The following is a 15,616-nucleotide window of genomic DNA, read 5'->3' on the forward strand; positions in this document are numbered from 1 at the left end:
CCCGCTGCCTGGGCCGGCGCCTGGCCGGACGGTGGGGCGGCGGGCGCGGCGTGCCGGGCGGTGAACGGAACCACCTGGCTGGCGATGACCTCACGAAGTAGCCCGGTGCTGCGGGCCCGGTGCGGACCGGAGACGTACGCGGCCTTGAACCGGGTGATGCTGGTGACGCTGGAGCGCAGATAGCCGTTGCCCGGCTCGGCCGGCAACTCGTACGCGTCAGGTACGCCGATGACCGCCCGCGACTCCATCGCGGAGAAGGTACGCAGCCCGATGCGGTACGACAGGTGTCCCTCAAGCTGGTGGATGCGTCCGTCCTCCAGCCGCTGTGAGGCCAGCAGCAGGTGTACCGCGAGAGAGCGGCCGAGCCGGCCGATCATCACGAAGAGCTGGATGAAGTCCGGGTTGGCGGCGATCAGCTCGCTGAACTCGTCCACCACCACGAACAGGGTGGGCAGCGGGTCGAGGTCGGCACGCTGGCTGCGGGCCTTCTCGTAGTCACGCACCGAGCTGAAGTTGCCGGCCCGCCGCAGCAGCTCCTGCCGGCGTACCAGTTCCCCGTGCACGGCGGCCTGCATCCGGTCGACCAACGCGGCCTCGTCGGCGAGGTTGGTGATGAGCGCCGAGACGTGCGGCAGCCGGTCCAGCCCGACGAAGGTGGCACCGCCCTTGAAGTCCACCAGTACGAAGTTGAGCGTCTCCGAGGAGTGGGTGGCCGCCAACGCGAGTACCAGGGTGCGCAGCAGTTCGCTCTTGCCCGACCCGGTGGCGCCGATCAGCATGCCGTGCGGTCCCATCCCGCCCTCGGCGGACTCCTTGATGTCCAGCTCGATCGGGGAACCGTCGGCGGCCACCCCGATGGGTACCCGTAGCCGATCCGCAGGGGTGCGGGCTCGCCACTGCGCACGCGGGTCGAAGCTGTCCAGATCGGCGATGTCCAGCAGATCGGGTAGATCGAGCACGGAGCTGAGCCCGCTGGCCGGCTGCTCTCCGGTGACCTTCGTGGCGTGTCGCGCCATGATCCGGGCCAGCGCCCGCAGCCGGGGCAGGTCCAGGTGGTCGGGCGCGGCGAGCCGGGTGCGTACCTCCCGGCCCACGTGGTCCTTTTCGATCATGTCCAGGTCGGTGGCGGACACCTCCAGGTTGAGCACGTCCTCCCCGGCCCCGAAGCCACGCCCACCGAGGTCGACGAGGACGGCGTTGCGGTACCCGGAGACGGTGAGCCGGGCACCCGGCGGGATCACGCCTCCGTCGCAGACCACCACGACGAACGGCTCCTCACGGGAGGGCTGGGCGTCGTTGTCGTACCGGGAGCGCGCTGCGAACTCCGTACCCAGCAGCCGCTCCACCTCCTCCAGGGTGCCGCCGAACAGCCGCACCGGCCCGGTCACGTCGACGTCGGTGACGTGCTTGGCATGCGGTAGCCACTTGACCCACTCCCACTGCGCCGCCTGCTCGGCACCGACGCAGACGGCCAGACGCAGTTCGTCGGGGGCGTGGAACGTGGTCAGCTGGGCGAGCATGGCGCGCACCATGCCCAGCGCCACCTCCCGGTCGCCGCTGATCCGCACGTGCGAGAACCCCGGCAGGCACAGCGCGACGGGCTGGTCGGGTACGGTGGTGTACGCCTTGACGAACCGGCGTAACGCCTTGGCGCACACCGGTTCCAGGTCCTCCACCGGCTTGGTCTGCAACGGGGTAATGCGCACCGCAAGCCGCTGGGCACCGGTGCCGGCCCGGATCTCGCCGAAGTCCGGGTGGGTCGGCCGGCGCTCCCACAGCCGGCTGGTCATCGCCAGCGACCACAGCGACTCGGGGTCCGGGTGCCGCCAGGCCAGCGCGTCGCGCTGTTTCGCCGCGTACTCCCGGACCTGCCCGCGGGTCTGCGACAGGTAGCGGAAATAGTCGCGCCGGTCTCCATTGATCTTGTCACTACGGTTACCGGAGGACATCGTCATCTGGAAGACCACCATGCTCAGCATGCCGCCGCCCATCATGACGAGCATGAGAATGCCCATCGGACCGTTGAGTGAACGACCGACGAGCATGAACATGAACCCGCCGGACATGAGCAGCGTCGGCAGGATCATCGCGAGCGAGCGGAGGCCGGCGGGTTGGACCTCCGGAACGACCGGCGGCTCCTGCAGGGAAATCTCGCCGTGCGGTAGTTCAGGTCCGTTTCGGCGGGCCGGCCGCCGGTAAGGTTTGGTGCTCACATCTGTCACACGGCTGTGGGCCGGAGAGAGTTGACCGGAACCGCTTGCCAATCCCCGGATCTGCTCCCTGGCGTTCCGTCCGGCACATACCCGTCGTGCCGCGCGTCGGCCGAAAACGGCTCGTGGCCCGGGCTGCGCGACGGCCAGGACTACCGCAACAGCCTTCTCTGTCGGGTGCCCGCAGACCGCGTACGGCTGGCCGACCGCGACCTGTCGTGCGGTACCTCGGGAATCTCCACGGATGGAAGCACCCACGGTGTCGACAACTCGCGAAGGTCTGCCTCGGCAGCGTAGGGTGCCCCGAGCGCCTGCCCTGTGGACGCCGGGCGGGTGAGCAGCAGCTTCAGGTCGTCGTGGTCACGGTCGCCACTCCAGAACACGTCCTTCGTCGCTATCCACCGCTGCAACTCGTCGCCGCGTCTGACGATCTCACCCGCTTCCACCGAGGCGTTGTGCCGCCAGATGCCGTCACCGCGGTCGTGCTCGAATCCCAGGATCCACCGTCTGCCACTCACCGACGTCGAATTCCCCACCTCTCCGCCGAGCATCTTCTGTACGTCACCGGAGATCACTACCCGCTGCGCGAAGAGCGACTCCTTGCTCACCACCGTGACCCACCACGTACCGCTCATACTCACTGCAGGCATCGTCCGGCACCTTCCTCCGAGTCATGACCGCGGCAGCTTCCCCGGCCGGCCCAGCCGCGTACGGCCGCTCTCCCTGCACGCCTGGAGAACACCCGACGGTTCACCTCGACGAACGGGTCAGGCCGCCAGGGCCGCCCGTACGTCGGCCGCGTACAACTGGCGCATGTCGTCGACCGTCGGCGCAACGGCACCCCGCAACCGGTTGGCCTGCTTGGTGATGGCCCGTTCGAGCAGCTGGCGGGCGTACCGGCCGTTGCCGAAGGTCTCGTCCCGGACCAGGCTCTCGAAGTGCTGGTACAGCACCGGAAGGCTGTCGTTGCTGAAATCGAAGCCGCCGTCGCGGGCCAGCGTCTGCACGATGGAGACCAACTCCGAGGCGGTGTACGACGCGAACGGGATCTGGCGGCCGAACCGGGAGGCCAGCCCCACGTTGTTGGCCAGGAACCGGCGCATGTCCCCGGTATACCCGGCGGCGATCACCACCACGTCGTCCCGGTGGTCCTCCATCAGCTTCACCAGTGTGTCGATGGCTTCCCGACCGAAGTCGTTGCCCTGGCCGGCCAGCGCGTACGCCTCGTCGATGAAGAGCACACCGCCGCGCGCCCGGCCGAACACGTCGGTGGTCTTGACAGCGGTGTGCCCGACGTACTCGCCGACCAGGTCGGCCCGGGAGACCTCGACGACCTGACCGGTACGCAGCACGCCCATCGCGTTGAGCAGTTGCCCGTACAGCCGGGCCACGCTGGTCTTGCCGGTGCCGGGCGGTCCGGCGAAGACCAGGTGCCGGGAGATCGTCGGAGTGGGTAGACCGGCCCGGGTCCGGGCCTCGGTCGAGGCGATCAGGTCGATGACGTCGGTCACCTCGCGCTTGACCGCATCCAGGCCGATCATCGAGTTCAGTCGCCCGAGCAGGTCCTGGACGACCTGGGTCACGCCGGCCGGCGCCGACGTTCCGGACGCCTGCTCGCCCAGGTCCTCGGGCAGCAACTGGGCCAGTTCGATGTCCGGGACCTGCGGGTTGCACGAGAGCCGGTACGCCTGGCGTCCCAGCATGTCCTCGAAGACCTGCCGGGCCACCCGGGCGTTGCCGAAGGTCTCGGTACGGGCCAGCTCGCCGAAGTGGCGCACCAGGGCCTGCCGCGTCTCGTACTCCAGCACATAGTGGTGGGCACGGCAGAGCCGGTCGATGATCTCGGCCAGTTCCTCGTCGGAGTAGCTGTCGAACTGGATCGTACGGGCGAAGCGGGACTCCAGACCCGGATTGGCGGCCAGGAACGTACGCATGTTCGGGGTGTACCCGGCGACCACCACGACCACCTCGTCACGGTGGTCCTCCATCAGCTTGACCAGGGTGTCGATGGCCTCCCGGCCGAAGTCGTGGCCGCTCCCACCGGTCGAGAGCGTGTACGCCTCGTCGATGAACAGCACCCCGCCCAGGGCCTCCTCGAATCGGGCCGTGGTCTTCACTGCGGTGCCGCCGACGTGCTCGGCGACCAGGTCGCTGCGGGACACCTCGACCAGTTGCCCGCCGGAGAGCACTCCGAGGGCCGCGAGGATTCGGGCGAAGATGCGGGCCACCGTGGTCTTGCCGGTACCGGGCGGCCCGGCGAAGACCAGGTGCCGGGACATGGGCGGTACGTGCAGCCCGGCCTCCCGACGACGTTTGGCGATCTGGTTGAGTCCGACCAGGGTGGCCACCTCGCGCTTGACCCCGGCCAGGCCGACCAGCCCGTCCAGTTCACGCAGAAGCGCGGCCACCGGCCCGTCCGCCTGCCCGTCCCCGCCACCCGGCGGCCCGTCATCGGGTACGCCGGTACCGGGACCGCCGTCGGCGGATACCACGGGACCGGGTAGCCCGCCATCGGACGGCGCGGGGGGCGACGGGCGGGGACCGGAAGGGCTCCGGGTCGGAGCGACGCCCGGCCCGGCACCGGGGGTGGGGGCCGGAACAGTTCCCGGGGCGTCACCGGCCACCGGCGTCTCCGGTCGCCCGGACCCGGGCACCGGAAGGGGAACCGGTCGCCCGTTGTGGCCGGTGTCCACGTCGGACAGCTCGATCGCGGCGGTCGGGCTCGGCGCGTCCACGGCGACGCCGCCGTTGCCGCGCACCACCCCGCCGTGCAGCCGCACCGGCGCGTTGGTCTCCACCAGGACACCCGGCCCCTGGTTTCCCACGATCTCGCAGTCCGTCGCGGTGACGGTGCTGCTGGCACCGGCCCGGATCCCCGGGCCCCGGCTGCCGCTGATCCGGCTGCGGAACACGGTGACCGCACTGGAGCCGCCGGTCACCACGCCCGCCCCGGCCGAGTCCTCCACCGCCACCGAGGACAGCTCGGGGCGGGCGGTTCCGGCCACCTCCACGCCGACCCGGCAGCCGGCGAACCGGGAGTTGGACAGCATGGTGGTCGCTCGTTCGGCAAGCTGCGCCCCGGCGGCCCGCGCGCCGGTGACCTGGCCGTCGGAGAACCAGCCGCCACCACCGGTCGCGTGCAGGCCGTACCGGACATCCTCGATGGACAGGCCGTGCAGTCGCGGGACGGCCTCCTGCTCGATCACCACGCCGATGGGGACGTCGCGTACCCCGACCCCGTCCAGGCGCGCCTTCGACCGGCCGGTCAGGAACACGCCAGCGTCGGCGCAGCCCGTCACGACGCCTCCGGTGAGGTGCGGCGCCGCCGCGTCGGTGACGAGTACTCCGGCCGCGCCGCAGTCGCGTACCTCACAGCCGGTCAGCCGAGGCGCGGAGGTACCCATGCAGTCGAGGCCGTGGCCGCGGGCCCGGGTGATGAGCGTGTTGGACAGCGTGGGCGCCGCCTGCGCCATGGTCACCACGGCGTGCACCCGGGCGTCCAGGATCTCGCAGCGGTCCAGCACCGGGGCCGCGTCGTCGTTGGCCAGCAGCCCGACTTCGCCACCGAGCAACGTGGTCGCGGAAAGGTACGGTCGGGCGGCCTGCTGCGCCACGACGGCGTACTGGCCGACCTCGTCGATGCGGCAGCTCTCCAGGCGTGGGGCGCTGGCACCCACGGCCAGGAGCGCCACCTCCGCGATCCCGGTGATCGTGCAGTCCCGGAACACCGGGCCGCCCGGCCCGGCCGCCAGGATCGCCGACTTGGCGATGTCGTGTAGACGTACGCCGGTGTAGTCGCCCGTGCCGGCCTCGTGGACGACGCCGGCCCCGCCGGAGTTGCTGACTGCGCCGCCCCGCATCTCCACGGCACCGCCACGTACGTGGATCGCGGCCGGCGCCGTGGCCTCGATGGTGCACGCCTCCAGGCGAACCCGTCCGGCGGCCACCTGGAACAGCGGCATCCGCTCGTCCCCGCCACGGATGGCGATGTCCTGGATCAGGATCTCGCCCCCGGCGGCCAGGATGGCCCCGCCCGGGGGCACCTCGATGGTGACGGTGCCCGTACCGTCCTCGGCGACCAGGACGACGTCCCGGCGGAACATCGGTGCCTCGCGGTAGATGCCGGGGCGTACCGCAACGGTGTCACCGGGCGCCGCGGCGTCCAATGCCCGGGAGATGTCGGTCAGGCATCCGGTGTCCCTGGCCGACACCGACAGGACGCTGGTGGTCACGGATTCACTCCTTCGTGGCTGTCGCCGCCTGGGGTGGCCGGCGCGGGGCGGGCCGCCCCACCGGAATCGGCCCGGAGGGCACCGGCCGGGCCGGGCTGGAGCGCGAACGGACGGTCGCCGGCCGCGAAGCCCAGCGGCCACGGCAGTGGCGCGGGTGCCGTGCGTTGCAGCTGTGCGGCGAGCGCGTCACGCAGCTTGCCGGCCACCCGTTCGTCGAGCCCGCTGTCGCGGTGCTCGAAGACGATCTCCCGCAGCAGTACGCACGGCGCGCCGTCCGGCCCGTCATCGACGCCGAGCACGGCGAAGCGGGTACCCGCGGCGAACATGGCCTGCCCGGACCGGGCACCCGGTCCGCCCGGGGTACCGAGTTGGTCCAGCCGCCGTGCGGTGGCCGACCAGATCGCGTACCGACCCGCGCCGCCGGTGTCGCCCCCGGTACCGCCGGTCAACGAAACCGCGGTGAACGCCGGCTCCGCCACGAGTTTCCCGGGACGGTACCGGCCGGTCACTTCCAGCCCGGCGGGTAATGCGGCGAAGACAGGTCCCCCGATGGCCGGTAGCTGTACCAGCCCCGCACAGGCGCAGCGGGCCAGCAACTGGACTTCCTCGTCGGGCGTGCCGCCGCCGCGCAGCGCACCGTTGACCCGCTCGCCCACCCCGTCGAGCAGGGCCAGCACCGCGACCAGACCGGCCAGCACGTCGTGCGTTCCGACCGCACTGCGCAGCCCCGGGTGCAGCGACAGCGCCCGAACCACCGCCCGGGAGTGCGCCTGGAACTTCCAGCCCAACGCGATACGCAGCCGCTCCCGGTCCGCTTCTTCGGTCCGCGCCCGTACCCCGAGCCACGCTGCCACCCTCCGGTCGGCGCGCGGCGTCGGCGGCGTCGGCGGCGGGCCGTTCGCCGGGACATCGACGGCGTCCGCGCCGTTCGCCGGTGCGTCGACGGCGGCCGGACCGGGTGCCGGGACACTGGCAGTCGGGGTGGCTGCGACCGTGGCCGACTCGGCGAGTGGAGTGGCGGCAACCGTGGCCGACTCGGCGAGTGGAGTGGCGGCAACGGTGGCCGGCTCGGCAGGCGGGATGGTGGCCAGCGGGCGGCAGGTGTCCAACTCCAGCCGGGGCGGTTGGAAGTCGGGCAACCCCATGGGCCGGACGCCGAGGTCCGGCCGGGGCACCTCGATCACCGGAACCGTCGGGACGTGTACCCCGAGCGCCGCCTCCACCCCCGGAGACATCCCGGCCACCGACTCCGGTGCCGCAGCGGGCAATGCGTTCGCCGCCGGATCGGCAAGCAGCGGGGCGTTCCCCGGGTCGGTGGGGGCCGGGACGGTCCCCGGGTCGGCGATCACCGGCGGCGGTACGGGCTCGACGGGCACCCGGACAGCGGACGGCGGACGCCCCCTGGGCGGTGGCGACGGCACCGGGAACGGCGGCTGGCGGTACGGGTGGCGACCGGAAGGGGTGCGTCGGGCGCGTACCGGCCCCAGCGGGGGCAGCAGGCGACCGACCGGTTCCGGTTCGTCCCCACCTCTGGGGTGCCAACACCAGAACATTCCGCCAGCGAAGGCACGCCCGAAGGTGAACCGGATCCCGGCGTCCGAGGCGTAGACCGGTGCCCCCAGATCGACCGCGAGCTGGTGCAGAACGGGCCCGGCACCGTCGGCCGGCGCGGACGCCTGGGTGACCAGCAGCACCGGCCGCCCCCGCCACCGGGGGCAGTGCCAGATGGCGCGGGCCAGGTCGGCGGCGGCCAACTGCCGGCCGCCCAGCCGGAAGCCGGACCGGCCGGCCTCGACTGCGAGCGCGAACCAGCCTGCCGGACCGGGAGTGACCGATCCCGCGGCCTCCCACGGTCCCAGATCGAGCACCGGTGCCCGCAAACCGGCCTCCGGCAGGATGCGCCCCAACGCAGCTCCCACCGCCTGCGACGCCTGGCGCAGATACCTCGCCATGTGCTGCCCGACCGGAACGCCCTGGTCAGGCTGCGGTCGTCGCCAGGAGGACGGCAGGGGTACCCGCTGCCAGGGAGCGAGCAGGTCAGTCACGGAATCTCCAGTTTGGCTCCAGGCGCCGCATCCGACAGCCACGGGTTCGCCGGTGCCGCGTCGCCCGGCAACGGGACGTCGGACGAGGTGGCGTCGGACGAGGTGGCGTCGGCCCGGGGTACCGGGGAGTCGTCGGCACCGGGTACCTGCCACACGGCCGTCTCCGAGGGGCACCGGTACAGGTACGCCAGGGCACGGTGTACGGAGATCTCATCCAGTGGCTCGGCGGGCTCGGCCCCGGCCGGCAGCCCGGCCAGGTGCGCGGCCAGTTCCGGATCCGGTGCCAGGCCGTAGTTCTCCAGGTAGTACGCGACCGCCTCGCTCCACACCCAGGTCCCGTCGGTGCGCAGGTGCAGCGGCACCACGTCGCCCCGCTCCGGGGCCAAAATGTCGGCCATCGCAGTACTGCTCCACGCGATGACCAGCCCCGCGCGCAGGGCGGCAAGCAGGTCGTCACGTGCAGTGGTGTCCGAGACCACCGGCCGGTTGGTGGCGAACCACGGGCCGCGTACCGGATCGACACCGTCGAAGACCCGAGCGGTGGTGATCGGCGCGACCGGCCGCGCCGCCCACAGCAGGGTGCCGCACGAGCGGGCCAGGGTCTGGTAGTACGGCGCGTCCAGCCCGGCCCAGCAGACCTCCGCCTGGGCCTCGGTGTCCCCGGCCGCGACCATGCTCCGGCGCAGGTGGACGGTGAGCGCGGGCAGGTTGTCCACGGTGTCGTCGACACTGACCACGGCCACCCGTACCGGATCGTGCCAGGGCTGGGCACTGGGCGGCATCCGCCACGCCCGCCACACCGCGCGTACCCCCGGGACGGCCGACGCCGCCTCCACCAGCGCCCGGTCCACCGGGTCGAGGACGTCGGCCGGGTCGCCGCTACGGTCCTGCGGACTTACCACCAATGCCGCGTCGTCCTGTGTGGCCGGCAGGGCGGACAGGAACAGCCACGGTGCCGGCGGACGTTCCCCGCGCAACTCCTCCAGCTCCAGGGCGAGGTCGATGTCACCGCCGCCGAGGGCCAGTTCCTCGCGCAGCGCCACGATCTCGTCGGGGGCCAGCTGCAGCGGCTGGGAGACCGCCGCAAAGGCGACCGCCTGTACGACCTCCAGCCGGCGGCCGGCGGCCAGCGCGTCCCGCGCGTCGGTCAGCACCCGGTCCGACAGCGAACCGGCCAACCGCAGCAGGAGCGCGTGCATCGTCGTCTCGGCCGACATGTCACGGTCGTCCCGCGACGCCTCCGGTGTCACGTCCGGGTCCGTGTCCACGTCCACGGTCACCCCCTCCTTTGCCGCGACCGGATTCATCTGTGGCACGCCCAGCACACCGGCCGGGTTCACCTACTGCCAGAATCGGCGGGCGGCCTACTTGTGCCGCCACCATGAGCGGGTGCTGGCCCGGTCGTACTTGCGGAACTCCGTGCTCACCTGGCGACCGTGCACGATCATCCCGGCGTACCAGGTGCGGGCCACGTAGTTGAACGGCCCCATGTCGACCACGCCGGCCTCGCGGGCGTTGGTGATGCAGAAGTCGAACACGTCCCGACAGAAGTCCAGCACCGTCTCCCGCCGGCCGCCGGTGAGCCCGGCGTTGAGCAGCGGGACGCCCCGGTTGTCGGACAGGAACTGCAACAGCTTGGCGCTGCCGCCATGCTGGTACACCATCCACGGGATGCACAACGGTGCCGGCTCGTCCCCCAGGTACAACCGATCGTCCATCTCCGGAAACGGATCGCGCAGCATCTCCACGTCCGTACCGTCGACGCACCACACCTGGTCGATCTCCGGATGCTGGCGCAGGTAACGCGACCAGCACAGCCAGCGGTGGAAGTACGGCGAGCCGCCGGCCCCACCCGGCGGCACCCGCACATGGGTGACCAGGTCGGTGTCCGGCTCGTCCAGGCAGTCGTGCAGCACCACCAACCGCCGTCCGTGCCGCTCGACCGAGCGGCGCAACTCGTCCAGGTCGGCGTAGTTCGGCGTCCAGGCGGTGCCGCGCTGCGGGTCGGGCTGCGCGGTGAGGTACGTGGTCAGCACCACGTTCTGCGCCGCCGCCGCATCGAGCGGCCGGGTACGGAACTCGCGGTACTCGGTCGAGCTGTAGCTGGCCTCCGACCGGGTCTTGAGGTTGCGCACCAGGTGGAAGCGCTCGATGTCCGGCACGCTGGAGCCGACCCTGGTGCGCTCGTCGCAACTGAAGATCAGGTCCTCGCTGCCCACCACGTCGGCGAACCGGAACGAGGTCAGGCCGGCGTTGTAGATCCGGTTGGAGATGTCCACGTGTTCGTATCCCCACCGGCCGTACCGGGTGTCGTACCCGCCCACCCGGTCCAGCACCCGCCGGTCGAAGTAGAGCATGCAGCCGCGGGGATGGGTGTACGCCCGAAGCTGCGCATCCCGGTAGATCTCCGTCGAGTCGGTCAGCCGGCCGCGCGGGGTGTCGGTGAAGATGTACATCAGATGCGGCTCGGGACTGTCGATGTATGGCCGCTCCCAGCCGTCCGCGACGGGCCAGCAGTCGTCGTCGAACAGGAACAGGTGGGTACATCCCCGCTCGACCAGCAGTTCCAGACACTTGTTCTTGGCCCGGGCGATACCGGCGTTGTGCTCGAAGCGGAACGTCGCCTCCTCCACCGGCTCGTCGCTGGCGTCGTCGACCACGACGATCGCGGCGCCGCTGGGCGCGTACTTGCGGATCGCCTCCAACGCGGTACGGAGCACAGCGCCGCGGTTGTGTGTCGTGATCCCGATACCCACCGCCGGAAAGTCCGTCTCCTGCATGCCCACCTCTTCGATCAGGGCGCCACGGCGCCGTCACTCGGAAGCCGCCGCCCGGCCCAGGTACCGGCCGCCGCGACGGTCCCGGATGACCGTCGCCCGCCAGCCCACACCGCCACCGGGTGCGAGGTCGTCCACATGAGGCACGGGATCGCGGTGCCGTCGGGTTCACCGGTCGACGCGAACCGGCGGTGGCGCGGTGCAGGGCCGCCGGTACCGGCGCACGGCGGGTCGACACCGTCGAGGGCTGGCGACACCGGGTGGTCGCTACCGAAAAACCGCCCGGGTACGCGGAAGACCACGCCCATCGTCGCGTCGGACGGCCCCGCCCTCGCCGCATACCACGGCCAATTGACTTCCCTGCTGGTCAGCCGACATGTCGCCCGCCAGACCAGCACCGGGCTGGCCGGTCAGCTCGGTCGGCGGGCGATACCCAGGGCCAGGGCGGCGATCGCGGCGGCCCCGAAGGCGGCAAGCAGGCGCTCGAACAGCCCGGTCAGGCCGGCGGGGCCGCCGACGAAGGCGAACAGCAGAACGGCGAAGCCGATGCCGACCCCACGGAACGGCCACGCCCAGCGTTCCCAGCCGGGCGCGCGCCGCATGGCCGCGGCCAGCACGAGAACCGCAGCCACGAAAAGCAGGATGCCGGTCGGCGTGATCATAGTGTCGATCTTGCCCCCGAGGTTGGCCCGCTGGTCGGGGCCGGTGCAGCCCGCGTCGGCCAGGCGGCATCCCTGTCGCTCGGCGGCGGCGAGCAGGTCGCCGAGGCCGAAGATGGACAGGGCCAGCAGGATGGCACCGACGGTGGCGGCACGGCCGCCCGGGCGCAGGGCCGGGCGCACCGACAGCCACGCGAACAGGATCGTGGCCAGGCCGCACAGGGTGAACACGACGATGAGTATCGCGGCGGCCGGTGCGCCGACGGCCAGCATGTCGCTGATCGTGTGCTCCAACGTGGAGTAGCTGCTGCCCTGCCAGGCGGCTGCAAGCAGCCAGCTAGCCACGAACAGCACCTGCGCGGCGAATCCCACCCATGCCCACAGACGCACCCGATCGTCGGTCATCGGGACATCCTAGACAACCGGCGTCGATGCGCGTGCACTGCGTCATCCGGTCAGAACGGCGCGAACCCTTTGTCGGGAAACGCATACACGCTGGTCGTGAGTTGACCGCGTTCCTGAACGGAGGCGCAGCGGGCGCTGACCGAGCGGTGGAGGGGTCCGGGTAGGTACCTTCTCCCGTTCCCTGCCCCGTCCGGCACCCGCCCAACGCAAGGGCATCGGTAGGGATAACCCTCCCCCGCTTGGCGGGAATCCCCTACCGGAAGCAGGGAACACACCATGTCGCGGTGCCGGTGCCCACCGGCACCGTCAACACATGGGTGAACGAGTGCAGAGCAACCAATGCGGCGGGCAGGACGAATCCCGCCTGCGTGACCTGATGGTCACCTACCAACAGCCGCTGCTGAGGTATGCGATGCGGCTCACCGCCGGTGACGCCGGGCGTGCCGAAGACGTGGTACAGGAGGCGTTCCTGCGGGCCTGGACGCACATCGACCGGCTCACCGCCGACTACGGCTCGGTACTGGGCTGGCTGCGCCGGGTGGTACACAACCTGGTGATGGACGGGTACCGGATGAAGCAGGCACGCCCGGTCGAGGTGGAGATCGAGAACGCCGAGACGGTGGCCGGTCCCGACCCGATAGGTGACGTGGTCAACTCGATGCTCGTCGAGCAGCTACTGCGCGGCCTGTGGCCCCAGCACCGGGCCGCGCTGGAGGAGACGTACCTCCACGGCCGGACCGCGGCCGAGGTCGGCGCGGAGCTCGGCGTCCCGGTGGGTACGGTGAAGAGCCGCGTCCACTACGCGGTACGCGCCGCCCGCGCGGTGCTCTGCGACTAGACGCCCTGCGTCGCATGAGCTCTACAGTGGTGTGATGCACGACACTGCACCGCCGCCCGCCACCCCCGGCCCGCCGGAGGACGTGGCCCGGGTGGTCCAGGCGGTGCTCGACCTGCCGGGCCGGCCATCGCCCGCCGCTCAGGCCGAGACACTGGCCCGGTCACTCGGCGGGTGTCTGGGAGCCGGCTCGGTGACGATCGTCCTGTGGCCGCCCCCGTACTCCGGCGGTGACCCGGACCCGCCGGTCACCGGGGGTGGCTGGTCGACGTACCACTGGACGGGCGGCGGGGACGCGACGGGCGACGGTGACGTGGTACGGGTGGGCGACGGCGGGCACGTACTGGCCGACCTGACCGTACGTCCGGCGGCAGCCGCCGCGCGGCTGCGCCGGTGGCCCGAACTACTCACGGCGGTCCGGCTGTTGCTCGCCGGGGTGCAGGACCAGGTGGCCGCTGCCGACGCCGGCGAGCAGATCGGACATGCCGCCGCCGCGCTCGCCGACGCCCGACTGCGGGCCGCGGGCGAGATGGAGCAACAGCGCTACCGGCTGGAGCGCGACCTGCACGACGGAGCCCAGCACCACATGGTGGCGTTGCAGATGTCGCTGGCCATGGTGGAGTACGAACTGGGCGCCGGACACCCGGTAGAGGCGGCCGGCCACCTCGACCGGCTGCGCCACCTGCTCACCAGCACCGAGGAGGTGCTGGCAACCACGGCGACCGGGCTGCTCTCCCGGCCCCTGGCCGAACACGGGCTGGTACCCGCCCTCGTGGCCCGGCTGGACCCGCTGGAGGCGGTCACCCTGGACATCGATCCACGGCTGGCCGACCGGCGGTACCCGCCCGAGGTGGAGGCTGCTGTCTACCTGGCTTGCCTGGAGGCGGTCAGCAACGCACACAAGCACGCCCCGGGTGCCCCGGTCAGGCTCAGCCTGCGTACCTCCGCCCGAGGTCTGGGTTTCGAGGTCGCCGACACCGGACCGGGCTTCGACACCAGCGGCCGTACGCCGCTGCACAACCTCGCTGCCCGGCTGGAATCGGTCGGCGGCACGTTGACGGTCGAATCGAATCCCGGCTGCGGTACCCGCGTCGCGGGCTTCGTCGCGATCTGAGCCCATGGTTCCGTCGCACACACGGTCCCGCCTGAGCCATGGCTCCGCCCATGCACACAGTCCTGCCGCGATCCCGCCGTCATCCGGAGACCTCGGCCAGTAGCCGCTCACACGCCCGGATCAGCGACGCACACGCACCGCGCTCCTCCGGTCCCGTACCGGCCGCCACGGCCCGCCCCCGCCAGTATGCGACAGCCTGGGCCGCCGCCCGCGCCACCTCGTCCGGGCCGGCGTCGTCAGCCAGCCCGAGCCGGGCGCGGGCATCCAGGCCGTTATCGACGAGCAGCCGCAGTGCCTCCTGCTGGCCGGAGGGCAGGAAGATCCGCCGCCCCTGCAACGCCTGTATCAGATCCAGCTCCTCGATCTGGTACGCACCGGCCGCAGCCGCCTCCACGGCCCGGGCCACCTTGCCCTCCAGTTGCCCGGCGGCGGCGCAGGCCCGCAGGGCACGCAGCGCCCACCGTGCGGCCAGTATTCCTGCGGAGGTGCACAACCCGGCACGTAGTGTGCCCTCGATCGCGCCGCCGCCCCCGGTACCCGGATGCCACTCGACCATGGCATCGCTGGCGGTCCGTAGCCAATGCCGCGACCTGGGTGGTGCCGCAGCGCCCTCACGCAACGCGCTGATCACCATCGGGAGGAACCCCTCCCCACCGGGCGTACGCAGCATGTTGACGAACTCGGACTCCGCTGCGGTGACTGGCCCGTCGAGCACCAGCACGACCACGTCCGGCGGCCCGTCCACGCCACCCGACCAGCCGCGCAGCCGTACCGCCAGGTCAGCGTCCACCCGCTCACGCCACAGCATCAGCCGCAGCCCACGTAGTCCGTCGGCCGGCGATTCGACCACGATCCGGTCGCACCCGGACGTCTCGCCGGACCGGTCGGTGCCGGTCGTATCGGTGCCGGTTGCATCAAGGACGGTCGTATCGGTGCCGGTTGCATCAAGGACGGTCGTATCGGTGCCGGTTGCATCGAGGCCGGACCAGTCGGGAATGTGTACCGGCCGCCACGGTGGGGCACCGCGCCCCGGGTCCAGTGTGATCCGCCGGTACTGCCCGTACTGGTAGCAAACGGGCGGCACGTCAACCTCGTCCGGCGGCTGCCAGGCGGCGTCCCCGGGCCAGCCACACAGTGCCGCGACCAGCCGCTGCGCCTGTGTTCCGACCACCGCCACGCGCACCACGCCGTCCTGCCGGTCGAGGGCGACCCGCACCGGCAAGCTGTCCGCAGCCACACCCCGGCACGCCAGGAGCAGATCCACCAGCCGCCGCTCCGCAGGACCGGCGAGGGACGTGCCAGCCCCGGCACCGATCGCGGTGGTGCCGGACGGACCGGC

At 71.7% G+C, this 15,616-nt stretch carries 10 protein-coding genes; 2 read left to right on the forward strand and 8 right to left on the reverse strand.

All coding sequences use genetic code 11. The features are described 5' to 3' along the window. From eccCa to ACFQ4H_RS33065, 7 genes are all read right to left on the reverse strand, one after another. Positions 1–2,087 (reverse strand): type VII secretion protein EccCa (eccCa, locus tag ACFQ4H_RS33035; RefSeq protein ID WP_377578884.1); only part of this gene is annotated, 2,087 nt, incomplete at its 3' end. Between the two features lie 275 nt (positions 2,088–2,362). Next, on the reverse strand, positions 2,363–2,860 hold the full coding sequence (locus ACFQ4H_RS33040) for a hypothetical protein (RefSeq protein WP_377578886.1): 498 nt from the start codon (positions 2,858–2,860) through the stop codon (positions 2,363–2,365). A gap of 117 nt (positions 2,861–2,977) precedes the next feature. After that, positions 2,978–6,442, reverse strand: a complete 3,465-nt coding sequence (locus tag ACFQ4H_RS33045) for a right-handed parallel beta-helix repeat-containing protein (protein WP_377578888.1) — start codon at positions 6,440–6,442, stop codon at positions 2,978–2,980. Continuing rightward, a complete protein-coding gene (locus ACFQ4H_RS33050; protein ID WP_377578890.1) occupies positions 6,439–8,487 on the reverse strand; it encodes a hypothetical protein in 2,049 nt (682 codons plus the stop codon). The genes ACFQ4H_RS33045 and ACFQ4H_RS33050 overlap by 4 nt, the downstream gene beginning before the upstream one ends. After that, entirely contained in the window at positions 8,484–9,827 is a 1,344-nt protein-coding gene (locus ACFQ4H_RS33055; RefSeq protein ID WP_377578892.1) for a hypothetical protein, read from the reverse strand. Before ACFQ4H_RS33055 ends, ACFQ4H_RS33050 begins: the two co-directional genes overlap by 4 nt. Before the next feature lie 24 nt (positions 9,828–9,851). Further along, the gene (locus ACFQ4H_RS33060; RefSeq protein ID WP_377578894.1) at positions 9,852–11,267 is read right to left on the reverse strand and encodes a glycosyltransferase family 2 protein; all 1,416 of its coding nucleotides are present in this window, start codon (positions 11,265–11,267) and stop codon (positions 9,852–9,854) included. A 407-nt stretch (positions 11,268–11,674) separates the two neighbouring features. Then, entirely contained in the window at positions 11,675–12,328 is a 654-nt protein-coding gene (locus tag ACFQ4H_RS33065; RefSeq protein ID WP_377578896.1) for a DUF998 domain-containing protein, read from the reverse strand. 313 nt (positions 12,329–12,641) lie between these two features. On the opposite strand from ACFQ4H_RS33065, the gene ACFQ4H_RS33070 reads away from it, so the two are divergent. Both ACFQ4H_RS33070 and ACFQ4H_RS33075 read left to right on the forward strand, forming a co-directional pair. Beyond that, entirely contained in the window at positions 12,642–13,166 is a 525-nt protein-coding gene (locus ACFQ4H_RS33070; RefSeq protein ID WP_377578898.1) for a sigma-70 family RNA polymerase sigma factor, read from the forward strand. Positions 13,167–13,200: 34 nt separating this feature from the next. Next, positions 13,201–14,277: a sensor histidine kinase gene (locus ACFQ4H_RS33075; protein WP_377578900.1), complete on the forward strand. Its 1,077-nt coding sequence runs from the start codon at positions 13,201–13,203 to the stop codon at positions 14,275–14,277. Positions 14,278–14,356: 79 nt separating this feature from the next. Here the strand turns inward: ACFQ4H_RS33075 and ACFQ4H_RS33080 are convergent. Further along, a partial coding sequence (locus tag ACFQ4H_RS33080) for a hypothetical protein (RefSeq protein WP_377578902.1) occupies positions 14,357–15,616 on the reverse strand: 1,260 nt, incomplete at its 5' end.

The sequence above is a fragment of the Micromonospora sonneratiae genome (genome assembly GCF_042679305.1).
Taxonomy (GTDB): domain Bacteria; phylum Actinomycetota; class Actinomycetes; order Mycobacteriales; family Micromonosporaceae; genus Micromonospora_H; species Micromonospora_H sonneratiae.

Bases quoted from the DNA above. Each gene is read 5' to 3' on its own strand.
- ACFQ4H_RS33040 (WP_377578886.1), bottom strand. From the start codon at position 2,860: ATGCCTGCAGTGAGTATGAGCGGTACGTGGTGGGTCACGGTGGTGAGC.
- ACFQ4H_RS33060 (WP_377578894.1), bottom strand. From the start codon at position 11,267: ATGCAGGAGACGGACTTTCCGGCGGTGGGTATCGGGATCACGACACAC.
- ACFQ4H_RS33065 (WP_377578896.1), bottom strand. From the start codon at position 12,328: ATGACCGACGATCGGGTGCGTCTGTGGGCATGGGTGGGATTCGCCGCG.
- ACFQ4H_RS33070 (WP_377578898.1), top strand. From the start codon at position 12,642: ATGGGTGAACGAGTGCAGAGCAACCAATGCGGCGGGCAGGACGAATCC.
- ACFQ4H_RS33075 (WP_377578900.1), top strand. From the start codon at position 13,201: ATGCACGACACTGCACCGCCGCCCGCCACCCCCGGCCCGCCGGAGGAC.